The organism is Yersinia sp. 2540 StPb PI, assembly GCF_052217165.1.
Classification (GTDB): domain Bacteria; phylum Pseudomonadota; class Gammaproteobacteria; order Enterobacterales; family Enterobacteriaceae; genus Yersinia; species Yersinia enterocolitica_E.
Genome location: NZ_JAZGQC010000001.1, coordinates 3008596 through 3034579 on the forward strand (window position 1 = coordinate 3008596; position 25984 = coordinate 3034579).

Genomic DNA, 25984 nt, shown 5'->3' on the forward strand with positions numbered 1-25984 from the left:
GAACATGTTATGTCTGAAGAACGCCACCAGCAGCGCCAACAAAAAATAAAAGAAAAGGTTGAATCACGGGTTGCGGCAGCACAAGAAACACGCGGTATCATGATTGTTTTTACCGGTAACGGTAAAGGCAAGACCACCGCAGCATTTGGCACTGTGACCCGTGCGGTCGGGCATGGTCTGAAAGCAGGGGTGATTCAGTTTATTAAAGGTGAATGGCCTAACGGTGAGAAAAACCTGCTGCAACAGCATGGGGTCGAATTTCAGGTTATGGCGACTGGTTTTACCTGGAATACTCAGAATAGAGAAACTGACACTGCCGCCTGCCAAGGTGTTTGGCAGCACGGTTTGCGCATGTTGGCAGACCCAAGCCTGGATTTAGTGGTGCTGGATGAACTGACTTATATGGTCGCCTATGACTATCTGCCACTTGATGAGGTTATCACCGCCCTCAAACAGCGCCCTGCCCATCAAACCGTGATTATTACTGGCCGTGGCTGCCACCGCGACTTGCTGGAAATGGCCGATACCGTCAGTGAATTACGCCCGGTCAAACATGCTTTTGATGCCGGAATTAAAGCACAACAAGGTATTGACTGGTAATTCGCAGTATTCATGCAAACCAAAGAAATGCCGCAGAGGCAATATCTGCGGCATTTTTCGCTATATATAATGAGATCTAAACTTACGGTCCCTATTGGCAAACTCAGTTTTCCAAATTACTTCTCTAGAGGGATCATGGGTATTTTTTACGGGATCAATGTCCCAATGGCGGGAGTTAGTGTTGCCATCCCAGGGACCACTTGGCTTGACGACTGCGCTTTGTGTTGTGTGCTGCCAAAATAGCAGATTGTTTTCAATGGTTCAGGGAGCGAGCCACAGGTGTTTTCGCAATTGTCGCCATAGTGAGAGTGAGGCCCAGCACAAGCATAAGTTACAGATGAAAATCCGGTGCCGACGACAAATAAAATAGCCGCGCTGGTAGTTAACAGAGACTTTTTCATATTAATGCTCCTGAGATTTTAAATCCGAGGGGTATTCCCCAAGAGCAATATAGTCACGCCGAATATTTAGCGACTAGCGGTATCTCATCCTGGTTGATGATATGTATATGCTGTAAAACCATTTATTATAGAAATATAATACTACCCAATAGATGGGTGATGATTTTTTATACTTTAGGAAGCAACTCAATAGCAGAGGAAGGGATGTGAATGCTTAACATCAATGATGGGGAGAAAATGATCCCTCCCCATTAGACAAATTACCCGCGCTTGTTAGATCCGCGTCGAGCCGTCGTTGCTGCTGGCGCTGCATTACCCGTATTTTGACGAGTAGAACTTTTACGAGCAGAACCTTGACGACCCGCGACCTGACGGCCAGCAACTTCAGTATGGCGTTTAACCGCACGACGGATTTGATTGGCTTTAACCCGGCGTCGGTCTTTCTCAACCGGCAGTTTACTGACAGTTTCAGAATCCAATTCGACCAACTCACGCAAGTAGTTGGTTGCCTTCAGATCCAATTCGGTCCAGCCACCCCGTGGCAGGCCCTTCGGCAAATTAATATCACCATAACGCACACGAATCAGACGGCTAACCTGCACGCCAACAGCTTCCCACAAGCGGCGAACTTCACGGTTGCGCCCTTCGGTCAACGTAACGTTATACCACTGGTTAATCCCCTCTCCGCCTTGGAAGCTAATGGTGCGGAAAGCCGCTGGACCATCTTCCAACTGCACGCCACGGCTAAGTTGTTTGATTTTTTCGTCATCGATTTGACCAAACACCCGCACGGCATATTCGCGTTCAACTTCACGGCTTGGGTGCATCAGACGGTTGGCAAGTTCACCGTCAGTAGTGAACAATAATAAACCTGACGTATTAACGTCCAGACGGCCTACCGCCACCCAGCGCGAACCGCGCAGTTTAGGTAAACGATCGAATACTGTTGGGCGACCTTCGGGATCATTACGGGTACAGAGTTCACCTTCCGGCTTGTAATACGCCAGAACACGGCAAACAGCCTCTTCAGATTCTTTAATAGAAAGAAGATGACCATCGAGGCGAATTTTGGTGGCCTGAGTGACTTCAACACGATCACCCAGCGTTGATATTTTACCATCAACGCTGACACGGCCTTGTTGGATAATGGTTTCGATTTCCCGACGCGAGCCATGACCGGCGCGTGCCAAGATTTTCTGTAATTTTTCACCCACAATTTTATCGCCCTGCGGTTTAGGGCTTTGTGGCTTTGAGTTTGGTAATTTTTGGTTTTCTGACTTCTCGCTCATTGAGCAACCTCTAATGTCGCCTTCACAGGCGTCGAGTTATATATTGTAATCAATAAGTTAAGCTCACAATCAAGCAAAACTCACTGATTGTAATACATTTTAGAACACAGCATGGCGCACTAAAAAGGGTGCAGGCGGACTCACACGCTGGTTCGTGACCCGACATATTACACTAATTTCACACTCAAGGATTCAAAAAGTGTCTGCCCTCCCTTTTACTTGCTCAGAGATCTACAGTGCCATGGCCAAAATGGATAAAAATCGTGCAACACAAGAATAATCCTACACCGATCGGATGCTTGTCTGATTATTTTGTGATCTAAATCAATTTAAACTGTACTCCATCAACTGCCATCTGCAGTGTTAATTCCAACTCGATAAGGCGAGTTTAAACCCGATTAAAAACCAAGCCTTTCTTTTCTCAATTTCTCGTCTCTTATTTCTATTTCGTTTTCTTATTTCGATTTTATCTTTCTTGTAATCATTATTATCACCAGGATGTATTCATCTATATGAAACCTATTACAATCCAAAAATTAAATATTATTACCCGCTGCCTGATGGCAACGTTAATGACCGGTGCGGCCTCTAGTGCTTATGCTATTGAGTGTAACGACCCCGCCAGAACATCGACTGATAGTGCCTGTACGGTCACTACAGCCTCAAGTACTGATATTATTGGCGCATTGGCGGAGGGTTCAGAGAGTACCGATGCCTCCGGGTATACTGTTACTGTCGATACGCCCGCATCCGCCACATTGCAATCTATTCTTGGCGGGTCTGCTGATGCTGTCGCATCAACGTCTAACGTAAGTAATACTAACGCGGTTATAAGCCGTGCTGATGCTAATGGGGCAAGTAATAATAATACCGTTATCGTTAATAATGGTTTATTTAATGGCGATATTTATGGCGGTTATGCCAGTGCCGATGCCAATAGCGATGCCATGGTAAGCGCTATGGCGATAAATCGCATTGCCGAAAGTGATGTCTATGCAAACGCCAGCAGTAATATGAATACGATTATTATTAACAATGGTGTGTTCAAGAGTGATATTTACGGCGGTTATTCTGTTACCAATGGCAATGCTTTTGCAAACGCCTACGGTACTGACAGTATCGCCAGAAGTTTGGTTGATGCACGCGCAACCAGTGATACCAACAACATTACAATTAATGGCGGTTCGTTTAATGGCCCTGTCCATGGTGGATATGCCTATACCAATGTGTTTGCTTTTGCCTATGGCACTAACAGCGTAGATAAAACTCAGGCAAACGCCAGCGCCTCAAGCAGTGGCAATACCATTGTTATTAATGATGGTTCATTTATCGGTTCCATTTATGGTGGCTACGCAGAAGCCATCACCATGATTGACCAAATAACCCCAGGGGAAAGTAGCAGTATCAGGGTAAAAAGTAATACCAACACTCTTACGCTGAATGGCGGTGTATTCAGTGGCCTTATTTATGGCGGCTATGCATCAAGCTTTGGTGGCGCGCCAACACCTGAGAATGCCACGGCAATCAATAACACCATTACGCTGTCAGGCACTCCGGTGTTTAACGCCAATAGCAGTGAAATATGGGGGGGGTATGCGGATATGTTCGACGGTATCGCAACCTCATATGGTGATGCTTTCAGCGGCAATACCTTTAACTTTGCTGCTAACCCTATCACTCTGAATAAGATGGGTAATTTTGCCTTTTATAATTTTTATCTCAACAACAATATTAAAAATAATGATGTTTTGATTGCGTTGACTAACGCGGCCAATATCGACAATGCGGCTATTGCAGTGACCGGTATCAGTAAGGACAGCGGCCTGGTCAAGGGTGATGCTATTACGCTTATCTCAAATGCCACTGGGGGTGAAGCGACGTTAAATAACACGCAAAAAGTCACGATGGGTACGGCAAAACTGGCTGATATCAGAGTGTATCGGGAAAATGATGCAGTAAAAGCGTCGTTAGATGGCGTAACCCAATTAAGCCGGGAAAGCAGCCCGACTACCGGTTTTGACGTAAATCCACAGACTAAAGCCTATTTGGAAGGCCGCCTGCCAGGCATGCTGTTGATCAACCAAGGCAGCGACCTGCTTGCCGGGTTAGATACCGCACAGCTCAAGCGTGATGACAATGAGGTGGCGCTATTTGGTCTGACCTCCGGCAGCAAGAGCCGTTACAACACCGGTTCCCACATTGATATGGATAGCTTTGCTTTGACCACCGGCATCACTAAGAATCTGGGGCAACTCACCCTCGGTGGCCTGTTTGAAGCCGGCTGGGGTAGCTATGACGCCTATAATGATTTTAGCGGATTGGCCAGTGTAAAAAGTAACGGAAATGTCGACTATAAAGGTGCTGGTATTATTGCCAACTATGCATTCACTAACGCTATTTACCTCAACAGTTCTCTGCGTGCAGGCCGCGTATCCAGCGATTTCTCTTCTGCTGATTTCGGTGTGAATGGCGGGGTTGCGAGCCATTATGACAGCGCGTCACCTTATGTCAGCGGGCAGCTGAAAACCGGCTATCGCTATGCCATGACACCGGCGGTGAAACTAGACACCCATGCCAGTATTCTGTCGACTCGAGTAGGTAGTGACAGCGTCACTAATTCCCAGGGTGAGAAGCTGACGTTTTCGGCGTTGAACTCACAGCGTGTTAATACCGGCGTTACTGTCACCTATCATGCCACACCGAAACTGGATGTTATCAGCGGGGTTGCCTATGAATATGAATTTGATGGTAAAGCCAAGGGGACTATCGATGGGGACAATATCGATTCTGCTGGCGTTAAAGGGAGCACGGGCATTGCTGAAGTGGGCATTCGCATTACGCCGACTAAAGAAAAGAATCTGTCTATGGACCTGAAACTGTCAGGTTACAGCGGAAAACGCGAAGGTGTAGCTGGCGGGCTTAGTGTGAAATATGCCTTCTAACACCCGTGATTGAGCATGTCATCTGGGTTGGATAGCGGTACCTTTCGGTTATGCCGTATCCAACACCCCAGATATAAAGATATTTAGCGGAACGGTGTGGCGTCCCCCGCGCCTTCACGAATAACTTCAGGAGAGGAATCAGTCAGGTCAATAACTGTAGTGGGTTGCTGCCCTAATGAACCGCCATGGATGATTAAATCCACTTGCTTACCGAGATGGTCTTTGATCTCTTCCGGGTCGGATTCAGCAAAGTCATTACCCGGTAGCATCAATGTCGTCGACATCAAAGGCTCGCCTAATACATCCAGCAACGCCAGCGCAATAGGGTTAGAAGGCACACGTAAACCAATAGTTTTACGTTTGTCATTCATCAAACGCCGAGGGACTTCTTTCGTCGCCTTCAATATAAAGGTGTAATTACCCGGGGTATTATTTTTGATCAGTCGAAACGCTGAATTATCAACATATGCATAAGTCGATAACTCCGACAAATCACGGCACACCAGTGTGAAGTTATGATTACCATCTAATTGGCGGATTCGGCAAATACGTTCCATTGCCGCTTTATCTTCTAAACGGCAGCCAAGGGCATAACCAGAATCTGTCGGGTAAACCACCACCCCGCCCTTGCGTAACACATCAACACTTTGGTTGATCAGTCGCGGCTGAGGGTTTTCCGGGTGTATATAAAAAAATTGACTCATGACACTACCTCATCATTCAACGTTCGCGTTAGCTGGCTCTACAGGCCAATCACGCCATACTGGTTCCACCCCTGCGGGCAGCCACAATTTGCGGCCCAATTCAATCCAGGCGCAAGGCTGATGGAAATCAGATCCCTGGGATGCCAGTAAATTATAGTCGCGCGCATACTGTGCAAGCTGCGCTCGTTCATGGGGGGCTTGTTGGCACTGGGCAACTTCCATGGCATCACCGCCATGTTCGGCAAAATGGGCTAATAAACGTTTCAACCATTTGGCGGTTAAATCGTAACGACCCGGATGCGCCAGTACCGCTTGCCCACCAGATTGCTTAATTGCTTCAATAGCTTGTTCTATTGTACACCATTGTGCGGGGACATAACCGGTCTTGCCTTTGGCTAAATACTTTTTAAAAACCTGCCCAACGTTACTCGCTAACCCCAATTCCACCAGATAGCGGGCAAAATGCCCACGGGTTACCTGTCCGCCCCCCGCCAAGCGGTTAGCTCCGTCCCAGGCACCGGGAATCCGCGCTTTTTCCAGTCGCGCGCTTATTTCCTGCGCCCGAATATAGCGATAGTTGGACTGCTCACTCAATAATTTGCCAATACTGGCATGCTGGGTATCAATACCTAATCCCACAATATGGATCTCGTGATTTTCCCATAATGTAGAAATTTCCACCCCAGGGATAAGCCGTAGTGCCAATTGTTGCTGGGCAATGGTGGCGGCGGCTTCAGCCAACCCTGCGGTGGTATCGTGATCGGTAATAGCCAAAACACCTACCCGCATCTGTGCTGCTCTTATTACCAGTGCCGAAGGGGTTAACAAGCCGTCCGACGCAGTGGTATGGCTATGCAAATCATAAAGTGTAAAGGCCGTTGATGTGGCGGCATCGGCCCTATCAGATAAGGTGGTGTTATCAGTCAAAACAGGTTTATTTATCAAAATGGTCTTATTAACCAAAACAAAAATCCGAAAAAGCGTGGCGGGCTATCATACCTGTTAATAACACACTAACGTTAATCAAACTTAGTCGTGCTCTGCCACCGTAGCGAAATTAAAGTGAAATAGATAACCGCACAGACTTTGTTAGAAAACAATCAATCAAGGGTTGACATTTACCTCGTGAACCAGTTAACTAGTACACAAGTTCACGGAGTACTTAACCGTATGAGTTAACAGCAAGTGAATGTAGCTAACCCCCTGCGGCTTCAAGGGCAAGGGGAATAAACTGAATGCAATCATAGAGAGTAGTGACTGATAATGAAAACTTCCCTGATTTCCTTACTGCGTTGGTGGCACATCTCCCTCTCTCGGGCGATGTAATCACGCATATCAGTCACCAGACAATGCAGATTGCTTCAGCCCGCTAATAGCGGGCTTTTTTATGGTCAGATTTCGGCGTAATCACTTTTCAGGAAAGATAAATGATGCAAACTTCGCGCCCCACATTACAGTTACTGAGCACCCCGGCGTGTTACCGCGATGACCCAACCGCGCTGTTTCACCAGCTCTGCGGCGCACGACCAGCCACTCTGCTGCTTGAATCCGCAGAAGTGACCAGTAAACAGAACTTAAAAAGCCTGCTGATTATTGATAGTGCTTTACGTATTACCGCCCTTGAGCAGAAAGTCACGATTGAAGCACTCAGTCGCAATGGCGCGTCGTTATTACCGCTGTTAGATGCTGCGTTACCGCCACAAGTAGAGATTCAAGTGCGCCCGAATGGCCGTGAATTAACCTTCCCTATCATTAACGAAGTGCAAGATGAAGACTCTCGTTTACAGTCATTGTCGGTTTTTGATGCGCTACGTTTGCTACTAAAACTGGTCGATGCACCCATAGCTGAGCGGGAAGCCGTATTCATTGGTGGTCTATTCGCTTACGATTTGGTGGCGGGTTTTGAAAATTTACCCCCGCTGCGCCAGGACCAACGTTGCCCGGATTTCTGCTTCTATTTAGCCGAAACCTTGTTGATATTGGATCATCAGCATCGCTCGACGCAGTTGCAAGCCAGTCTGTTTACCGCCGACGCTAGCGAGCATTTGCGTCTGACCCAGCGGTTAGAACAAGTTAGCCACCAGCTACAGCAAGCACCACAACCGATCCCGGCCCAGTCAGTGCCTGAGATGGCGTTACAGTGTAACCAATCAGACGCCGAGTACGGTGCAGTGGTGGCCCAATTACAGATAGCAATCCGAGAAGGCGAAATTTTCCAGGTTGTTCCTTCACGCCGTTTCTCACTGCCTTGCCCCTCACCACTGGCGGCATACCAAACATTGAAAGACCATAATCCCAGCCCGTATATGTTCTTTATGCAGGATAACGAATTCTCCCTGTTTGGTGCTTCACCGGAAAGTGCGCTGAAATATGACGCCACCAACCGCCAGATTGAGATTTACCCGATTGCCGGTACCCGCCCGCGTGGCCGCCGTGCCAATGGTGAATTGGATCGCGATTTAGACAGCCGTATTGAGCTGGAGATGCGCACTGACCATAAAGAATTGGCTGAACATCTGATGCTGGTGGATTTAGCCCGTAATGATTTAGCCCGCATCTGCGAGCCGGGTAGCCGCTATGTGGCCGATTTAACTAAAGTTGACCGCTATTCCTTTGTGATGCATTTGGTCTCGCGCGTAGTGGGCACGCTGCGTCAGGATCTGGATGTACTGCATGCTTATCAAGCCTGTATGAATATGGGCACCCTGAGCGGCGCACCGAAAGTTCGCGCTATGCAATTGATTGCTGGCAGTGAGGGCGCACGTCGGGGCAGTTACGGTGGCGCGGTGGGTTACTTTACCGCACACGGCGATTTGGATACCTGCATTGTTATCCGCTCAGCTTATGTCGAAGACGGTATCGCCACGGTCCAAGCGGGGGCCGGTGTGGTGATTGACTCCATTCCACAGGCCGAAGCCGATGAAACTCGCAATAAAGCACGTGCGGTTCTGCGGGCAATTGCTAGCGCACACCATGCCAGGGAGATCTTCTAATGGCTGATATCTTGCTGCTCGATAATATTGACTCCTTTACTTACAACCTGGTGGACCAATTACGTTCCAGTGGCCATCGGGTGGTGATTTACCGTAACCAAATCGCCGCCGATACCATTATCGCCCGCTTGCAACAACTCGAACAACCGGTGTTGATGCTCTCGCCCGGTCCTGGCACACCGGCACAGGCGGGGTGTATGCCCGAATTATTGCAACGTTTACGCGGCCAGTTGCCAATTATCGGTATTTGCCTTGGCCATCAGGCCATTGTCGAAGCTTATGGCGGCCATGTAGGACAGGCCGGAGAGATACTGCACGGCAAAGCCTCGGCCATTGAACACGATGGACAAGCTATGTTTGCAGGCATGCCGAATCCGCTGCCAGTAGCCCGCTACCACTCATTAGTGGGCAGCAATATCCCAACAGAATTAACTGTTAACGCCCGTTTTGGTGAGATGGTTATGGCGGTGCGCCATGACGCACATCGGGTGTGTGGCTACCAATTTCACCCGGAATCTATTTTAACCACCCATGGTGCCCGTTTGCTTGAGCAGACGCTGGACTGGGCATTATGTCCTCCACACATGAAGCTGTAGCGGTGTTAGCTACATTCGTTACTCGCATGCTGTCACCTGTAACACCATGTTCTTTGGGTAGGGTGTAATTAAGGACTATAAGATGCAAAACTTATTATTATCAAAAGAATTATTATTGGAAAAACTGTTTCAGGCTAAATCCCTGACCCAAGCGGAAAGCCAAATCCTGTTTAGCTCTATCGTGCGAGGTGAACTGGAAGCGAGCCAATTGGCGGCGGCGTTAATCAGTATGAAAGTACGCGGTGAAACACCTGCCGAAATAGCGGGTGCCGCGCAAGCCTTATTGGCGGATGCACAGCCCTTCCCGCGCCCGGATTACCTGTTCGCCGATATCGTTGGTACCGGGGGTGACGGCACTAACAGTATCAATATCTCTACTGCCAGCGCCTTTGTTGCCGCCAGTTGCGGCGTAAAAGTGGCCAAGCATGGCAATCGCAGTGTTTCCAGCCGTTCCGGTTCATCAGACTTGCTGGCCGCATTTGGTATTCGCCTGGACATGAGCGCGGAACAATCCAGATTAGCCTTGGATGAGTTAGGAGTTTGTTTCCTGTTTGCCCCGCAGTATCACACTGGCTTTCGCCACGCGATGCCGGTTCGCCAGCAGTTGAAGACCCGCACCCTGTTTAATGTGTTGGGGCCATTAATCAATCCGGCTCGCCCGCCGTTGGCGCTGATTGGTGTTTACAGCCCTGATTTGGTATTACCCATCGCGCAAACCCTACAAGTGTTGGGTTACCAGCGTGCTGCGGTGGTACATGGTGGGGGAATGGATGAAGTGGCGATTCATGCACCGACTCAGGTGGCAGAGCTGAATAACGGCAACATCGAAAGCTATGAGTTAGCACCGGAAGATTTTGGTCTGAACCGTTATTCACTGGGCGCATTACAAGGCGGCGCACCGGAAGAAAACCGTGACATTTTAGCACGGTTGTTACAAGGTAAAGGTGAACCGGCACACGCCGCAGCCGTTGCGGCTAACGTGGCGTTATTGCTGAAGTTGCACGGTCAGGAAAACCTGCGCCATAACGCACAGCAGGCATTGGAAATGATTCACAGCGGTCAGGCTTTTGACTGTGTTACCGCTCTGGCGGCGAGAGGATAAATCATGCAGGAAACTGGGCTTAATAAAACCGTGCTCCACCACATTGTGCACGATAAGGAAATCTGGGTTGCCGCTCGGAAATTGCAACAGCCTCTGGCTAGTTTTCAAAACGATATTACCCTGAGCCAGCGCGACTTTTATCACGCGCTGCAAGGCAGTAAGACCGTTTTTATTCTGGAATGTAAGAAGGCATCCCCGTCCAAGGGGGTTATCCGCGAAAACTTTAATCCGGCAGACATTGCAGCAGTTTATAAAAATTATGCATCGGCCATCTCGGTATTAACCGATGAAAAGTACTTCCAAGGCAACTTTGATTTCTTACCACTCGTCAGTGCTGCCGTCACTCAGCCGGTGCTGTGTAAAGACTTTATTATCGACGCCTATCAGATTCAATTGGCGCGTTTTTATCAGGCTGACGCCATTTTACTGATGCTATCGGTGCTCGATGATGACAGCTATCGCCAACTGGCCGCCGTAGCACACAGCCTGAATATGGGGGTGTTGACCGAGGCCAGTAATGCTGAAGAACTGGATCGGGCGATTGCATTAGGTGCCAAAGTGGTCGGTATTAATAACCGGGATCTGCGTGACTTGTCGATAAGCCTTGATCGCACCCGCGAACTGGCCCCACGGCTGCCAAAAGGTGTCACGGTTATTAGCGAATCAGGTATTAATAATTACCAACAGGTGCGCGAACTGAGTCACTTTGCCAACGGGTTCCTGATTGGCAGCGCGTTGATGTCTGAACCCGATCTCAATGCTGCGGTGCGCCGTGTGTTACTCGGTGAAAATAAAGTCTGCGGCCTGACCCGCGCTCAAGATGCCGCCGCAGCTTATCAAGCAGGTGCCGTCTATGGTGGTTTAATCTTTGTTGGTAGTTCGCCGCGTTATGTGGATATCGCCAAAGCACGGACTGTGATTAGCGGCGCACCATTGAAGTATGTTGGCGTCTTCCGTGATGCCAAAATTGGAACTGTGCAGCAAACAGCCGAGCGCCTGTCGCTGGTGGCAGTGCAGTTGCACGGGCAAGAAGATCAGAGCTATATCAATCAACTGCGCGCGATACTGCCTGGCAGTTGCCAAATTTGGCAGGCGTTGCGTGTTGACGATAGTGTACCGCAACGCAACTCACAACATGTCGAGCGTTATGTTCTGGACCACGGCAACGGTGGCACCGGTCAACGCTTTGACTGGTCATTACTGGCCGGTCAACCGCTGGATAATGTGCTGCTGGCGGGTGGGCTAAGCGCTGATAACTGTTGTGCAGCAGCCCAACTGGGTTGTGCCGGTCTTGATTTCAATTCCGGTGTAGAAAGTGCCCCCGGCATCAAAGACTCACAACTGATCGCCGCTGTTTTCCAGACGTTACGCGCTTACTGATGGATAATTTTTGGCTAACTTTATTCATGATTCATGGACACACTTTAGTCACCCCATAGGACAGAAAAATGACCACACTTAATCCTTATTTTGGCGAGTTCGGTGGCATGTATGTGCCGCAGATTTTGATGCCAGCATTGAAGCAACTGGAAGAGGCTTTTGTCAGTGCTCAACAGGACCCTGAGTTCCAGGCAGCATTTCAGGATCTGTTAAAGAACTATGCTGGTCGCCCGACCGCGCTAACCCTGTGTCAGAATTTGACCGCCGGGACAAAAACCAAGTTATACCTGAAACGTGAAGACCTGCTGCACGGCGGCGCGCACAAAACCAATCAGGTTTTGGGTCAGGCCTTATTGGCCAAACGCATGGGTAAAACCGAAATCATTGCGGAAACCGGCGCAGGTCAACATGGGGTAGCGTCAGCACTGGCTTGCGCCCTGCTCGGCTTGAAATGCCGTATTTACATGGGTGCCAAAGATATTGAGCGCCAGTCACCCAACGTGTTCCGTATGCGCCTGATGGGGGCTGAAGTGATCCCAGTGCACAGCGGTTCTTCCACCTTGAAAGATGCCTGTAATGAAGCACTGCGCGATTGGTCTGGCAGTTACGAAACCGCCCACTATATGTTGGGAACCGCAGCAGGCCCACACCCTTACCCGACTATCGTGCGTGAATTCCAACGGATGATTGGCGAAGAAACCAAAGCGCAGATGTTAGCCCGGGAAGGCCGTCTGCCGGATGTGGTGCTGGCATGCGTCGGTGGCGGCTCGAATGCGATTGGTATGTTTGCTGATTTTATCGATGAGCCAGGTGTTGCTCTGATTGGTGTTGAGCCAGCAGGGTTGGGTATTGAAACCGGCCAGCACGGTGCACCACTCAAACACGGTAAAGTAGGCATCTATTTCGGCATGAAATCGCCGATGATGCAGACCAGTGACGGCCAAATCGAAGAATCTTACTCAATTTCTGCGGGATTAGACTTCCCATCCGTAGGGCCACAGCATGCTTATTTAAATAGCATTGGTCGTGCTGATTATGTTTCCGTTACCGATGACGAAGCACTGGATGCCTTTAAAGCGCTGTCATGCAAAGAGGGGATTATTCCAGCACTGGAATCCTCCCATGCCTTGGCCCATGCCTTAAAAATGATTAAAGCGTCGCCGGAAAAAGAACAGATATTGGTAGTGAATCTGTCCGGGCGCGGTGATAAAGACATTTTCACCGTTCACGATATTCTGAAAGCACGGGGAGAGATTTAATGGAGCGTTATCAGCAACTTTTCAATCAGTTGGCAGCCAAAAAAGAAGGTGCATTTGTTCCTTTCGTACAGCTAGGGGATCCAACACCGGCTCTATCTTTAGAGATTATTGATACATTAATTGCGGCAGGTGCCGATGCGTTGGAGCTGGGTATACCATTCTCTGATCCACTTGCAGATGGCCCAACCATTCAAAATGCAGCATTGCGTGCTTTTGCCGCTGGCGTGACACCCGGTATCTGCTTTGAAATGCTGGCGGAAATCCGTAAAAAACACCCCGCTATTCCCATCGGCCTGCTGATGTATGCAAATCTGGTATTCCACAATGGAATTGATAGTTTCTACCAGCGTTGTGCTGCTGTCGGTGTCGATTCAGTGCTCATTGCGGACGTACCTTTTGAAGAGTCAGCCCTGTTCCGCGCAGCGGCACTGCGCCATGGGATTGCGCCTATCTTTATCTGCCCACCCAATGCGGACGATGATTTACTGCGCGAGATAGCTTCTCATGGCCGTGGTTACACCTATCTATTGTCACGTGCGGGTGTCACCGGTGCTGAGAATCACGGTCAGCTTGCGCTAAATCATCTGATTGATAAACTGCGTGAATATAATGCCGCCCCAGCACTACAAGGTTTTGGTATTTCACAGCCAGCACAAGTGAAGACCAGTCTGGCAGCCGGTGCGGCCGGCGCGATTTCAGGCTCCGCGATTGTAAAAATCATTGAAAATAATGTCTCACAGCCCGTGGAGATGTTAGCCCAGTTGTCGCGTTTTGTGACTGAAATGAAAGCGGCAACTCGCGGCTAATCTCACCACCAGCGCCTGATTGTCGGTTCAGATCAGGCGCTATATTCGCTCGAACTTCTCGCCTGCCACGCTATATATCTGCTGCAAATTTGAATTAACACTATTCATAACCAATAATTATGTAACGCCCTAAGCATTTCTTTACATTTTGGATGCGATGAGTGATCAGTAGCACGACGTCAATATGTGTTTATAACGCTTTCAACAAGTTATTTTTTTCGTAATGTCCTGTTAAATTTTTGGCAAACATGGAGAGTAATTTATGAAGCTTTTTAAGACCCTTTCAGCTTTATGTATTGTAGTAATCATGGCAATGGCAGTAGCAGCCTGTGCACCAACACCTAAATCTGAAGGCACAGGTGGATACCTGGATGATACTGTGGTGACCACCAAGGTAAAATCGGCGTTACTGGGTGAGAAGAATCTTAAATCTACTGAAATCAGTGTTGAGACCTTTAAAGGACGGGTCCAGTTAAGCGGCTTTGTTAGTTCGCGTCAGGATGCAAACCGTGCAGTACAGATCACCCGTACCGTACCTGGGGTGAAATCTGTTAGTGATAGAATGCAAATCAAATAATCCCCTGTTCGGAGGCGCCCTTCGCGCCTCCTTTGTCACCGATGAGTGAACTCAGCCCCTCTGTAGCGGCAAGGACGAAGGGTATTGCCCAAAGTTATTGCCGTTGCAGGTAGGCAGCCAGCAAACGCATCCCGATGAGCTGACTCAGGTCAGTGATTCGGGTAAGTGAGTGCAGCCAACACCCCTGCAACGTCAAGAACAAAGGGTAATTAGAAACGATAGCCCGCGCCAAACATAAACACCCATGGATCAAGACGGGTATGAATACTTTGCTCTTCACCCCCGGCTTTGAATTTCACGTCAGTTTCGATATTCATCCACCAGACCGACATATTCAGCATCCAGTTTTCACTGACCATGTAGTCCATACCCGCTTGCCCAGCAATACCCCACGAATCTTTAACACTTAAATCCGTCAAACCGGCACCTTGCCCTGTGTTATTAAATTTCTCATCAAAGAAGGTGGTGTAGTTCAGGCCGATACCCAGATACGGGCGCAGTTTGTCTTGCTTATCGCGGAAATAGTATTGCGCCATTAAGGTTGGCGGCAATTGCTTAACTTCAGCAATGGTACCGGTTGCCTCCAGCCCAATTTTATGGCGGAACGGCGTGGCAGCCAGCAATTCTACACCGATGTTATCAGTAATCAGATAGCTGAAGGTCAGCCCTAACTGAGTATTGTTATCCGCTTTGAAGGAACCGTAACCTAATACATCATCAGACCCGGCATTTGGTCTGACAGTTGCTGTCCCTGCCCGGAAAATATAATCGCCTGCTTGATGCGCGCTTGCCGCAGTGGGAGCCAGAGCGGCTACAGCTAACAATGCCAAAGTGACTTTTTTCATTATCCATTCCATTTGTAGGTATATTCGCGAGCAAAATATACCCATAAATGAGTATTCATGATCCAATCGAGATCACATCTTTGGTAACAAATTAAATAAATCCTATTTTATGTAAGGTTATTTAATTCCTTAATAATATTGAAATTGATCTGGATCATAAAAACCATTTAGCCGCAAATTGTGCTAACAGCCATTGATGAAAAATGGAACCGTTGTCATGCTGCTATGCTTGGATGTTGTATGTGTGAAATCGCGATCGGTTGGCTGTTTACTTTGTAAGGAGCAGTAGATTCAAGATGAACGCTGAAATTAATCCGTGTCAAAACTGTGGTGCGTGTTGCGCCTATTTTAGAGTGTCGTTCTATTGGGCTGAAGCCAAAGAGGGAGGCGGTACAGTGCCCAACGCCATGACCGAGCAAGTCACACCTTTTATAAGCTGTATGTCCGGTACTAACTGTAAATCCCCCCGTTGCAGTGCACTTCAAGGTGAAGTCGGTCACGCTGTTTCCTGTACAATTTATGGCGACCGCCCACCGCCCTGTTATGAATTTGAACGCTCAGGGGATGCCGGAATTCATAATCCGCACTGTGACCGCGCCCGTGCGCACTATGGGTTACCACCGTTAGCTATTGATAACGTCGAGGTAATCAGATTAGAAGAAATCACTGCTAGATTAATGACAGGATCCCACAGCGCCTCATAACAAGGTATAATCATCGGCTAGCGCTATTTTTTCGATCCCAAGGAGCTTTCATGCCTATCACGGCTAACAGTTTATACCGTGACAGTTTTAACTTTTTACGTAATCAACTGCCGGCAATCCTGCTGCTGGCTTTACTGACTGCGTTCATTACCGTCATGCTGAATCAGGCATTTATCCCTGATGCTGAACAACTGGGTATTTTAAGTGCTGCGGACGGTGATATTGCGTCATCAGCAAGTGTCAGTATCAGTGAGATAGTATCGCAGATGACACCGGAGCAGCAGATGGTGCTGCTTAAAGTCTCTGCGGCGGCGACCTTTTCTGCCTTAGTCGGTAACGTGTTATTAGTCGGTGGAATGCTAACCCTGATTTCTATGGTATCGATGGGCCGTCGGGTCAGTGCATTGCAAGCTATTGGTATTTCAGTACCGATCTTGCCTCGCTTGCTGCTGCTGATGTTTATCGGTACTTTGTTGATTCAGTTAGGATTAACAATATTTATCGTGCCTGGTGTGGTCATTGCTGTCGCGTTATCACTCTCACCGATTATCGTGACCACAGAGAAAATGGGGGTTTTCTCGGCCATAAGAGTCAGTATTAAATTGGCATTTGCCAATGTGCGGTTAATCATCCCTGCGATGATGCTGTGGATAGCGGCCAAATTGATTCTGTTGTATCTGGTAAGCCACCTGACTATTTTGCCAACACCGATTGCGACTATTATTTTAAGTGCGCTTAGCAATCTGGTTTCTGCATTATTGCTGGTGTATTTGTTCCGTTTATATATGTTGTTGCGCCCTGCCACTCCAGCGGAGTAAGTACCCCGCCAAGTAAAAGCAAAAAGGGCCATTACGGCCCTTTTTGTTCATCAATGATTGATACCTATGCACTAACTTCAGGCTCGGCACCTATCTCTGGTTCTTGTTTCTCTGCCACCCGCTGCTTACTTTGAATCAGTTTTAGTGCCAGATAGAGATCCGGTACCAGAATTAGGTCATTATCCTGACTTTTCAATTGATTAACTCTAAACCAGCGTGTTAGTTCGGTACGTCTTCCCGCCAGTATCAACTTAATATTGCGTTGCTTCAGGTCACGTTTAAGCTCATCAATCGCCGATAGAACACTGATATCGGCATAGGTAAAACTGGCGACCGCATCAATAACCACCCAATCTGCCTGATGGGGTGTGCTGTCAACCAAATTCAAAATCCGCCGCTTAAAGTACGCCACGTTAAAATAGGTCAGAGGTGAATTAAAACGATAAATCATCACGCCGGGTACAGGTTTGATCCCATTGCCGCTACGCATTGAATGGATCATACCATCAGCATTAACCCCTAATAACTGTTCTGTTGGGCGGAATACCGTGCGCAGGAACTGCAATAGCCCCAACAGTACCGCCAATCCGATACCACTAATCACGCCGACCAATACTACGCTGACAAAAGTAAATATCGCTAAATAGAAAGCCTGAGTATTACGTTTACGTAATTGCCATAAACTCCTGAATCCCAGTAGTGACCAGGCAGCATAAATCAGCACCACGCCCAGCGCTGCGATTGGGATAAATTGCAACGGCCGGGTTAAAAACAGCAACACCATCGCAATCATCAACGCAGCAATAATAGAAACCAACTGGCTTTTGCCATTATTGGCGTCATTTACGGCTGTACGGGTACTGGCCCCACTGATAGCAAAACCTTGTGATAGCGCTGAAACAATGTTGGTAATACCCAAGGCGCGCAGTTCTACATCGGCATCCACCTCATAACCATTTTTGGCGGCAAAACTACGCGCGGTCAGCATCATGCTAACAAAACTGACCACGGCCAGGTTAAGTGCCGGGATAACCATATCGCGCAGCAGGCCGGGTTGGAAATCAGGCCAATGCACCATTGGCAAGCCACCATCGAACCCGCCGACCACCGCCACGCCAAATTGCTGCATATTGGCAGCCCAGGAAACAAAGGTCGCCATGACGATCGCCAACAGCGGTGCAGGCCAGTTTGGCCGTAACCACTTAACACCATACAGCACCACAAAAGTCAGTAGTGAAATGGCGACAGTGGGCAAATGGCTATTAATCAAATTATGGGGTAATGCCAGTACCCGCTCAATCAGTTGTGGGGGGCGGGTCATAAAACCAAAAACCTTACCGAGCTGATCGACAATAATGGTAATTGCCACCCCATTAAGTAACCCGGTCAATATTGGCCGTGATAATAGATCAGCCAAAGCCCCCAGCTTGAAACGACTGGCCACCAGACACCATGTGCCCATCATCAATGTCATCATGATGGTAAGCTGCCAATGCACCTCACTGCTCCCCGCAGCCAGCGGCGCGACCACCGCGGCAATCACCGCACAAGTTGCCGCATCAGGTCCGACGATTAATTGTCGCGATGAACCAAAGAAAGCGTAGGCAATCATCGGCAAAATACATGAGTACAAACCAACAGCGGCACTAACCCCCGTCAATTCAGCATAAGCAATAGCAATAGGTAATGCGACTGCGGCCACGGATAGACCCGCCCTGACATCGGGTTTGAGCCATTCACGTTCATACGCCATCAATTGGGTCAAACCCGGCATCCAGTACCGAAGTGATCTTCTCTGCATATTTACTCCACAACACCTAACCCAATAATTATTACTCATCATGCTGGGTTAACGCACTACTGGCAATATGCTGACAAAATCTGTTACTTGTTTATCGTAAGTTTCTGCAAATTCCACTGGCAGAGCGCGCATTCCGACGGATAATTAAGGATAATAGTATTTTACCGCTGGTACCCTCACACCACTGAATCCGGTATAGTCGGGCTGTGTACAAATGATGGATTGATTCATGAAGCAACTTTTAGATTTTCTCCCACTGGTCGTATTTTTCGTTTTCTACAAGATGTATGACATTTTTGTCGCCTCAGGGGCGCTGATTGTCGCGACACTACTCGCGTTAGCCTTTACCTGGGTTAAGTACCGTAAAGTAGAAAAGATGACATTAGTTACCGCTGTTATGGTGCTGGTATTCGGGACCTTGACGCTCACATTCCACAGCGACTTATTCATTAAATGGAAAGTGACGGTGTTATATGCACTGTTCGCTGTTGCTTTGTTAATAAGCCAATGGGTTATGAAAAAACCATTGATTCAGCGCATGCTGGGTAAAGAGCTAACGCTACCAGATGCGGTATGGTCAACACTGAATATGTCATGGGCGCTGTTCTTCCTGGCTTGTGGCCTGCTGAACATTTATGTCGCATTCTGGTTACCGCAAGATATTTGGGTAAACTTTAAAGTCTTTGGTTTAACCGCACTCACCCTGATATTCACATTGATCAGTGGCGTTTATATTTACCGACATATGCCGGAAGAACAGAAAAAGTCATAATCTTAAATAATAGCTCCCAACGTCATTGAGACTGCAAACAGGCATCGCCCTGCGGCCTCAATGACGTTGGTATATTTGCGCTTATTGAAATTTCAGTGAGCCATTCCAGGTGAATAGATTTACTTTTAGAAGTAGGCAGAGATGACTCAGGAACAATTATCACCTCGCGGTGAGCAATCATTACCTAATGGTGAATTGGTACTTCGTACCCTTGCAATGCCCGCAGACACTAATGCTAATGGTGATATATTTGGCGGTTGGTTAATGTCACAAATGGATATTGGCGGAGCCATTCAGGCCAAAGAGATAGCTCAAGGGCGAGTTGTCACTGTTCGGGTGGATGGGATGACCTTCCTCAAGCCAGTCGCTGTGGGCGATGTGGTTTGTTGCTATGCCCGCTGTATTAAAACCGGCCGTAGCTCAATTACCATCAATATTGAAGTGTGGGTGAAAAAGGTCTCTTCTGAGCCAATCGGGCAGCGCTATCGTGCCACTGAAGCGGTATTTACCTATGTAGCGGTGGATGATGCCGGTAAAGCCCGTGCGCTACCTAACGGCAGAGGGAATTTCGAGGTTGGCGCAACGCAATAATCGTTGGCCGAGCTTGTCCTGACGCAAAAAAAAGGGTCGCCCTGTATAACAGCGACCCTTTTCTTATTATGATATTTGCTGATTACTCAATAGCAGACTGAGTAACACCATAATAACCTTAGTTCATTTCCATATTGCCGCCGATCTTGAACACAATGGTGGTGACATAATCTTTAGCCGCAACCGCTTCAAATCGCCATTTACGCATCACTTGCTTCACCTCACGCTCAAAGGTATTACGCGGCGTCGCTTCCAAAACGCGCACATTAGTGACACGACCATTTTCGTCAATATCGTATTGGACCTTAACCTGCCCTTCGACCCCCAAAGCCAGTGCCCTTGCCGGATAAGTTGGCTTCGCCTTACTCAAGGCTCTTGGCCCAGCAGTGGTTGATGCCCCCGGAACTGACGCTTTCGGCGCGGCTTTTACCGGCGCATTATTGGCAACCAGTGCTGGCTCATCAGATTTGAACGGCTTGTCATCCGGTGGTGCTTCGGTCTTTTTCACTACCGGCTTTTTAACTTCTTTTTTCACCGGTTTAGGCTTGGGCTTTGGTTTCGGCTTCACCGGTTCAGGAATCGGTACAGGAACAGGTTCTGGCAACACCTCAGGCTCTGGCGGTGTTTCTTCAACGGGTTCCGGTTCGGCCTGTGGCTCCGCCGCCGCTGGTTGTGGTGCGGCAAAGGTGGCTATATTGACCATCGTAACGGCCAGCGGTGCATCCTCTATTTCAGGTTGTACCTTCATTTGCTCGACAGAAACGTACAGTAATGCCGCAACTACGCTGCCATGTAAACCAACTGAAAATACGATTGGCCATGTAAGCCGTCGACCCAGGAAAAATTTATTTAGCTGCATAATAATTCAATGTCCTCTAATGCAGCTAAGTGTAAATGCAAATAGCAATCATATTCAATAAGCAAGCGCAAACAATCTTCCTCAACAGCCTTAAATGATGCTTTAAACGGCAATATCAACCAAATAATACTTTCTCATTACGCTTAGTTATCATTTTATTTCATTATTAACTACCGGTGTATTCATCTGAGAATTTTAGATGTCGCCCTTTCTGCACCTTATTGAATTTATGGATAGAACATGGTGTTATGGCGCAACGAATACAAATCATCATATTGAGGTATATACCCTACATAATTCGAGTTGCAGGAAGGCTGCCAACGCAGATGCAGCTTGCAGTATGAGGGGTATGATAATTTTAAAGGTGAAACATGCTTTATATAATCTTTGCAACGGATGTTCCTGATTCACTTGATAAACGCTTATCCGTTCGCCCTGCACATCTGGCCCGCCTGCAAGTATTGCAGGATCAAGGCCGCCTACTGACAGCAGGCCCGAACCCAGCCATTGATAGCGCAGACCCTGGTGCTGCCGGATTTACTGGATCGACTGTTATCGCCGAATTTGCCTCGCAACAAGAGGCTGAACACTGGGCGGAACAAGACCCTTATAGCGCGGCTGGTGTGTATCAGTCGGTTATTGTAAAACCCTATAAACGGGTATTCTGAATCACTACAGATGTCTGACATCTATCCAACCATAGACAAAATCGGTTGCATGTAGCCATCTCGTCCGGCGATTACATGTATTTAATTATCTTTACTTATAATTACTGAGAATCATTGTCTAATCAGATATCGATTTTTCTATCGTGACGTTGAGTCATTTTGTTAAATGCGGAGATGAAGACTATGCAGTGTCCAGTATGCAAAGATACCCAACTGGTGATGTCTGAACGTAAGAGCATTGAGATCGATTATTGCCCTAACTGCCGTGGTGTATGGCTGGATCGCGGAGAACTGGATAAAATCATTGAAAAATCGGCTGAAAGCACACCGACATCAACATCAGCGCCATACTCTGACACCAGAGAACGTGAACGCGATAATCACGGATATGCAAAACCTAAACACTACAAAAAGAAAAGTTTCCTCTCAGAGTTATTTGATTAACCACGCAGATTGTTTTGCGCTGTGGTGGTAAACAATAGTCAACTTAATCATACGCCTGAATACAGGCGTATTTGATTTTATACTACCAGCCAGAACAAAGACGTTAACGCCGCCTTAAGCTTTGTAGTGCTTCAGCCAATGCTCTTCGCATGCCTCAACGGCTTTATCCAGCATATGCGCCGGTGCTTTTAAAATCATATGGTCTTTTCTTACCCAAACCGGATAAGTGTGTTTGCCAGCAGCAATGACTTGCTCAGAATAAATAGCAGCATGGTATACCAGCTCAGATTCTTCACAATAAATCTCGTACTTATAAAGTGCGGTGCTAACTTTTAAATCCCCGAAGAATACTGTTTTAGCTAATTTATATTGAGACATGAACTATAGCCTTTACCGAAATAGGGACTCTATCATCCACTCATCAGCCAGATATAACTGTGATATCCACTACAAAAAGTACCCTAAGTTGATGTCCTATCGGAAAAATTTAGCTTTATTCTAGCGACAACTTCTCCACCTCAATCAACGGAAATGAACTAAATAGATAACCTTGCATGGCATCCACCCCGAGGTCAGATAACTGAGTAAGCTGTTGATGAGTTTCTACCCCCTCAACTATCACGCACTGGCAGTGCTCACGAAGTCGTGTCAGCAGGTTATCGAACGTGGCACTTCCCCCCCATTGCCAGTAAAAGTGCTTATCAATTTTGACACATTCAAAGAACCCACTGGCAACGGCCGCCAGGTGAGCATTACCGCTACCAAAATCGTCCAACCATAATGAATATCGTTCAGCCAGCTTACTTAATAGTGTGTTCTTCGGCCCATCACTGAGATTGGGAAAACTCTCCATTATTTCTAGCCGGATAAAGGGCATCATAGCTAATAATGATATGACGTCTTCGTCATACAGCACCGTTTGAGCCATATCAAAATCTATATTAATTGAGAGTATTATTTGTTGGTCAATAAACCATTTCTGCTGTGATTTTACCGCACATAATTGGTCAAACAGCAGCTTAGCCTTCATTTGAGCATTAAGTTGATGAAGGAAGCGCTCAGTATAAATAGGCGATTTAAAAGAAGCCGTTGTGAACCGACTCAATAACTCCACAGCAAATAACTTACCATTCTGCCAGTAAACTGGTTCACAGATAAAAGTGCAATCAACTGCAATGTTTAGCCTGCTATCCACAGTAAAACCCTTTTATTTGATTAGAACAGCAGTATTGATCAATTGATAAAATTGATCAATTTTTTATTATTGATCACTAAAAACGATATAAGAGATTGCCAAAAGTAGCAACCACTCTGATCAACCCATTGATAGATAAGAAAGTATTATTTAATCGTGATGATTATCAATGTTATTATTTCATAATCATTTATTTCATAGGAGAATGGTCGCTTCGAACAACCAAACAGTAACACCCCTGAAACTGAATGATTAGAACGAAGCGACCTAATATATAGGGTAGCGCGATGTCATTCTGATGTGAAATAAACTTATAAATGACTATTCTGCACCTTTTATTATTAGTAGTAACATCAGAATTATCGCATTTTGATAATTTAGGATAGGAGTGATTTTTCTGCGAAGAAAAACACTATTTAAAGTAGAAAATATCATTCCAGAATTTAACGCCAGCAACAAATTATTGACAAATTCATCTGCAACAGCCCAGTTCCGGCCAGTATAATATGAGATATTTTGTGGTGAGAAGTTAATAAAAGCTCAGTGTTTACTATGATTAAAACAAAAACAGCCTCATAAAGAGACTGTTTTTATTACTACCACAGCGGACTACCATTCATAAGCCACAGTGAACAATAGCGCCCGACGATGCTGATGCTCGTGGAGCTGCCTGACACAATAGATATGGCGATAGCGCCGTGATTGACCTTCAAGCCAGCGATTTCTTCGGCGCTGATTTTGCCGCAGCATACGCCAACGGCCCACTTCATTCTTACTCCGTCTCATGAAACAATTCTTCCAAAGCTGAGAACTGGGCTATTATAAACCTTTCATCTTGTGAGCCAAGCCGCTGCACGGCGAAATCGCGGGTTTAGTCCAAATAGCTTATTTAGCTCAGCGTGGAAAAATCAAAAAAATCCCGTTAAATATTTAATTACCCGTTGCAAGTCCTTTAGCTTAAAAGATTTTATCCAGTAATATATCTGATTAAAGGTTTCGCCTTTGCAATACTGTGCGTACACTCTTTAGTGACCGTTTGTGAACAGGACTTCCGCCCTTATGACAACATTTTATACCGTAATCAGTTGGCTCTCGGTTTTTGGCTATTGGTTGCTTATTGCCGGGGTAACATTGCGTATTCTGATGAAACGCAGAGCCGTTCCTTCGGCGATGGCATGGCTGCTGGTTATTTATATTCTGCCGTTAGTTGGGATAATTGCGTATCTCTCATTTGGTGAACTTCATCTCGGCAAACGCCGTGCTGAGCGAGCAAAAGCGATGTGGCCATCCACTGCTCGCTGGTTAAGTGAACTGAAAGACTGCCAACACATTTTTGCCACTTCAAATAGCGAAGTCGCTACCCCATTATTCCAGTTATGTGAACGCCGCCAAGGCATCAGCGGCGTTAAAGGTAATCAATTACAGTTATTGACCACCACCGATGACACATTAAAAGCACTGGTACGTGACATTGAACTGGCCCGTCACAATATCGAGATGGTGTTCTATATCTGGCAGCCTGGTGGCTTGGTTGATCAAGTTGCCGAATCGTTAATGGCGGCAGCGCGCCGAGGTGTTCATTGCCGATTAATGCTGGACTCCGCCGGTAGCCAACAATTCTTTCGCACCCCCTATCCGGCGATGATGCGCAATGCTGGGATTGAGGTGGTCGAAGCACTCAAAGTCAATGTGTTCCGGGTCTTTCTGCGCCGAATGGATTTGCGTCAACACCGTAAAATTGTGTTGATTGATAATTATGTTGCTTATACCGGTAGCATGAATATGGTTGATCCTCGGTTTTTCAAGCAAGATGCTGGCGTAGGTCAATGGATCGATATGATGGCACGGATGGAAGGCCCGGTGGCCACCACCATAGGTATCGTATATGCCTGCGACTGGGAGATTGAAACCGGCAAACGTATTCTGCCCCCGCCGCCTGATACTAATATCATGCCATTTGAAGAAGAGAGCGGTCATACCATTCAGGTTATCGCCTCTGGCCCTGGATTCCCTGAGGAGATGATTCATCAGGCATTATTAATGGCGGTGTATGCAGCCCGTGAGCAGTTAATCATGACGACGCCGTATTTCGTGCCTAGCGATGACCTGCTGCATGCCATCTGTACCGCAGCACAACGTGGTGTTGATGTCAGCATTATTGTTCCTCGAGACAACGACTCGATGATGGTCCGTTGGGCTAGCCGGGCATTCTTCTCTGAATTGTTGGAAGCGGGCGTTAAAGTTTATCAGTTTGAAGGTGGCCTATTGCACAGCAAAAGTGTGCTGGTCGACGGTCAACTAAGTTTGGTTGGCACGGTCAATCTGGATATGCGCAGCTTATGGTTGAACTTTGAAATCACGCTGGTCATTGATGATGATGGTTTTGGTGCAGATTTGGCGCAAGTTCAGGACGACTACATTGCCCGCTCGGTACTGTTAGATGGTGAATTGTGGAATAAACGCCCTCTCTGGCATCGCGTTACTGAACGATTATTCTACTTTTTCAGCCCGTTACTGTAATAACTGAGGCGGCTGGTGGTAAACCTATTGTAGATTCTCTGAGTTATTGACTTCAGATAGCATAATAATTGTAAAAGCGGCATAGAGAATGTTTTAATGAGCGCAATCTGCAAATAAC

27 protein-coding genes and 1 other annotated feature are annotated in these 25984 nt (G+C 47.3%); of the genes, 17 read left to right on the top strand and 10 right to left on the bottom strand.

Features of this window, described 5'->3' with window-relative positions:
• The first annotated feature begins 9 nt into the window (after positions 1–9).
• Entirely contained in the window at positions 10–600 is a 591-nt protein-coding gene (gene cobO / locus V1956_RS13710) for a cob(I)yrinic acid a,c-diamide adenosyltransferase (protein ID WP_145606056.1), read from the top strand.
• Between the two features lie 146 nt (positions 601–746).
• Here the strand turns inward: cobO and V1956_RS13715 are convergent, their stop codons facing one another.
• Together V1956_RS13715 and rluB are read right to left on the bottom strand one after the other, a co-directional pair.
• Positions 747–1001 (bottom strand): hypothetical protein, encoded by a 255-nt coding sequence (locus V1956_RS13715; RefSeq protein WP_442825230.1) that lies wholly within the window; start codon positions 999–1001, stop codon positions 747–749.
• Between the two features lie 260 nt (positions 1002–1261).
• Complete coding sequence (gene rluB / locus V1956_RS13720; RefSeq protein WP_372558974.1) at positions 1262–2290, bottom strand: 23S rRNA pseudouridine(2605) synthase RluB; 1029 nt, start codon at positions 2288–2290, stop codon at positions 1262–1264.
• A 512-nt stretch (positions 2291–2802) separates the two neighbouring features.
• On the opposite strand from rluB, the gene V1956_RS13725 reads away from it, so the two are divergent.
• Positions 2803–5232, top strand: coding sequence for an autotransporter domain-containing protein (locus V1956_RS13725; protein WP_442825231.1), 2430 nt, complete (start codon positions 2803–2805; stop codon positions 5230–5232).
• Positions 5233–5315: 83 nt separating this feature from the next.
• On the opposite strand, the gene V1956_RS13730 is transcribed toward V1956_RS13725, so the two are convergent.
• Both V1956_RS13730 and rnm read right to left on the bottom strand, forming a co-directional pair.
• Positions 5316–5936, bottom strand: coding sequence for an L-threonylcarbamoyladenylate synthase (locus tag V1956_RS13730; protein WP_005191561.1), 621 nt, complete (start codon positions 5934–5936; stop codon positions 5316–5318).
• A gap of 12 nt (positions 5937–5948) precedes the next feature.
• Positions 5949–6881, bottom strand: a complete 933-nt coding sequence (gene rnm, locus V1956_RS13735) for an RNase RNM (RefSeq protein WP_442825232.1) — start codon at positions 6879–6881, stop codon at positions 5949–5951.
• 318 nt (positions 6882–7199) lie between these two features.
• Here rnm and trpL point away from each other — a divergent pair, with 318 nt between their 5' ends.
• The 8 genes from trpL to V1956_RS13775 all read left to right on the top strand — a co-directional run bounded on the left by trpL (position 7200) and on the right by V1956_RS13775 (position 14649).
• Positions 7200–7262 carry a trp operon leader peptide gene (gene trpL / locus V1956_RS13740; RefSeq protein WP_002227930.1) on the top strand — a complete coding sequence of 21 codons (63 nt, stop codon included), beginning with the start codon at positions 7200–7202 and terminating at the stop codon, positions 7260–7262.
• Positions 7224–7325: a sequence feature (Trp leader region), on the top strand. (Overlaps the previous gene by 39 nt.)
• Positions 7326–7366: 41 nt before the next feature.
• Entirely contained in the window at positions 7367–8929 is a 1563-nt protein-coding gene (locus tag V1956_RS13745; protein WP_442825811.1) for an anthranilate synthase component 1, read from the top strand.
• Positions 8929–9525 carry a glutamine amidotransferase-related protein gene (locus tag V1956_RS13750; RefSeq protein WP_083158925.1) on the top strand — a complete coding sequence of 199 codons (597 nt, stop codon included), beginning with the start codon at positions 8929–8931 and terminating at the stop codon, positions 9523–9525. The genes V1956_RS13745 and V1956_RS13750 overlap by 1 nt, the downstream gene beginning before the upstream one ends.
• Before the next feature lie 82 nt (positions 9526–9607).
• The gene (gene trpD / locus V1956_RS13755) at positions 9608–10627 is read left to right on the top strand and encodes an anthranilate phosphoribosyltransferase (RefSeq protein WP_442825233.1); all 1020 of its coding nucleotides are present in this window, start codon (positions 9608–9610) and stop codon (positions 10625–10627) included.
• Positions 10628–10630: 3 nt separating this feature from the next.
• Positions 10631–12007 carry a bifunctional indole-3-glycerol-phosphate synthase TrpC/phosphoribosylanthranilate isomerase TrpF gene (gene trpCF, locus V1956_RS13760; RefSeq protein ID WP_442825234.1) on the top strand — a complete coding sequence of 459 codons (1377 nt, stop codon included), beginning with the start codon at positions 10631–10633 and terminating at the stop codon, positions 12005–12007.
• A 68-nt stretch (positions 12008–12075) separates the two neighbouring features.
• Positions 12076–13266, top strand: a complete 1191-nt coding sequence (trpB, locus tag V1956_RS13765; RefSeq protein ID WP_372558970.1) for a tryptophan synthase subunit beta — start codon at positions 12076–12078, stop codon at positions 13264–13266.
• Positions 13266–14072 carry a tryptophan synthase subunit alpha gene (trpA, locus tag V1956_RS13770; RefSeq protein ID WP_442825235.1) on the top strand — a complete coding sequence of 269 codons (807 nt, stop codon included), beginning with the start codon at positions 13266–13268 and terminating at the stop codon, positions 14070–14072. The genes trpB and trpA overlap by 1 nt, the downstream gene beginning before the upstream one ends.
• A 262-nt stretch (positions 14073–14334) precedes the next feature.
• The gene (locus tag V1956_RS13775; RefSeq protein ID WP_083158929.1) at positions 14335–14649 is read left to right on the top strand and encodes a BON domain-containing protein; all 315 of its coding nucleotides are present in this window, start codon (positions 14335–14337) and stop codon (positions 14647–14649) included.
• 209 nt (positions 14650–14858) lie between these two features.
• On the opposite strand, the gene ompW is transcribed toward V1956_RS13775, so the two are convergent.
• Positions 14859–15494 carry an outer membrane protein OmpW gene (gene ompW / locus V1956_RS13780; protein WP_372558968.1) on the bottom strand — a complete coding sequence of 212 codons (636 nt, stop codon included), beginning with the start codon at positions 15492–15494 and terminating at the stop codon, positions 14859–14861.
• A gap of 296 nt (positions 15495–15790) precedes the next feature.
• Here ompW and V1956_RS13785 point away from each other — a divergent pair, with 296 nt between their 5' ends.
• Positions 15791–16198 carry a YkgJ family cysteine cluster protein gene (locus V1956_RS13785; protein WP_372558967.1) on the top strand — a complete coding sequence of 136 codons (408 nt, stop codon included), beginning with the start codon at positions 15791–15793 and terminating at the stop codon, positions 16196–16198.
• A gap of 50 nt (positions 16199–16248) precedes the next feature.
• The gene (locus V1956_RS13790; protein WP_372558966.1) at positions 16249–17016 is read left to right on the top strand and encodes a YciC family protein; all 768 of its coding nucleotides are present in this window, start codon (positions 16249–16251) and stop codon (positions 17014–17016) included.
• 64 nt (positions 17017–17080) lie between these two features.
• Here the strand turns inward: V1956_RS13790 and V1956_RS13795 are convergent, their stop codons facing one another.
• Positions 17081–18817, bottom strand: coding sequence for a SulP family inorganic anion transporter (locus tag V1956_RS13795; protein WP_372558965.1), 1737 nt, complete (start codon positions 18815–18817; stop codon positions 17081–17083).
• Between the two features lie 229 nt (positions 18818–19046).
• Here V1956_RS13795 and V1956_RS13800 point away from each other — a divergent pair, with 229 nt between their 5' ends.
• Together V1956_RS13800 and yciA are read left to right on the top strand one after the other, a co-directional pair.
• Complete coding sequence (locus tag V1956_RS13800; protein ID WP_083158934.1) at positions 19047–19589, top strand: septation protein A; 543 nt, start codon at positions 19047–19049, stop codon at positions 19587–19589.
• A gap of 141 nt (positions 19590–19730) precedes the next feature.
• Entirely contained in the window at positions 19731–20180 is a 450-nt protein-coding gene (gene yciA, locus V1956_RS13805) for an acyl-CoA thioester hydrolase YciA (RefSeq protein WP_050110472.1), read from the top strand.
• A 118-nt stretch (positions 20181–20298) separates the two neighbouring features.
• Here the strand turns inward: yciA and tonB are convergent, their stop codons facing one another.
• Positions 20299–21039 carry a TonB system transport protein TonB gene (tonB, locus tag V1956_RS13810; protein WP_372569143.1) on the bottom strand — a complete coding sequence of 247 codons (741 nt, stop codon included), beginning with the start codon at positions 21037–21039 and terminating at the stop codon, positions 20299–20301.
• Between the two features lie 371 nt (positions 21040–21410).
• Between tonB and V1956_RS13815 the strand changes: the two genes are divergently transcribed.
• Together V1956_RS13815 and V1956_RS13820 are read left to right on the top strand one after the other, a co-directional pair.
• Positions 21411–21707 (top strand): YciI family protein, encoded by a 297-nt coding sequence (locus V1956_RS13815; protein WP_083158936.1) that lies wholly within the window; start codon positions 21411–21413, stop codon positions 21705–21707.
• Between the two features lie 183 nt (positions 21708–21890).
• Complete coding sequence (locus V1956_RS13820; protein ID WP_083158937.1) at positions 21891–22151, top strand: TFIIB-type zinc ribbon-containing protein; 261 nt, start codon at positions 21891–21893, stop codon at positions 22149–22151.
• Between the two features lie 114 nt (positions 22152–22265).
• Here V1956_RS13820 and V1956_RS13825 read toward each other — a convergent pair whose 3' ends face one another.
• From V1956_RS13825 to V1956_RS13835, 3 genes are all read right to left on the bottom strand, one after another.
• The gene (locus tag V1956_RS13825; RefSeq protein ID WP_083158938.1) at positions 22266–22529 is read right to left on the bottom strand and encodes a hypothetical protein; all 264 of its coding nucleotides are present in this window, start codon (positions 22527–22529) and stop codon (positions 22266–22268) included.
• A gap of 115 nt (positions 22530–22644) precedes the next feature.
• Positions 22645–23346: an EAL domain-containing protein gene (locus tag V1956_RS13830; RefSeq protein WP_083158939.1), complete on the bottom strand. Its 702-nt coding sequence runs from the start codon at positions 23344–23346 to the stop codon at positions 22645–22647.
• 609 nt (positions 23347–23955) lie between these two features.
• Positions 23956–24132, bottom strand: coding sequence for a YciY family protein (locus V1956_RS13835; protein ID WP_071843552.1), 177 nt, complete (start codon positions 24130–24132; stop codon positions 23956–23958).
• 273 nt (positions 24133–24405) lie between these two features.
• Between V1956_RS13835 and cls the strand changes: the two genes are divergently transcribed.
• Positions 24406–25866, top strand: a complete 1461-nt coding sequence (gene cls, locus V1956_RS13840; RefSeq protein WP_083158940.1) for a cardiolipin synthase — start codon at positions 24406–24408, stop codon at positions 25864–25866.
• Positions 25867–25984: the final 118 nt, after the last annotated feature.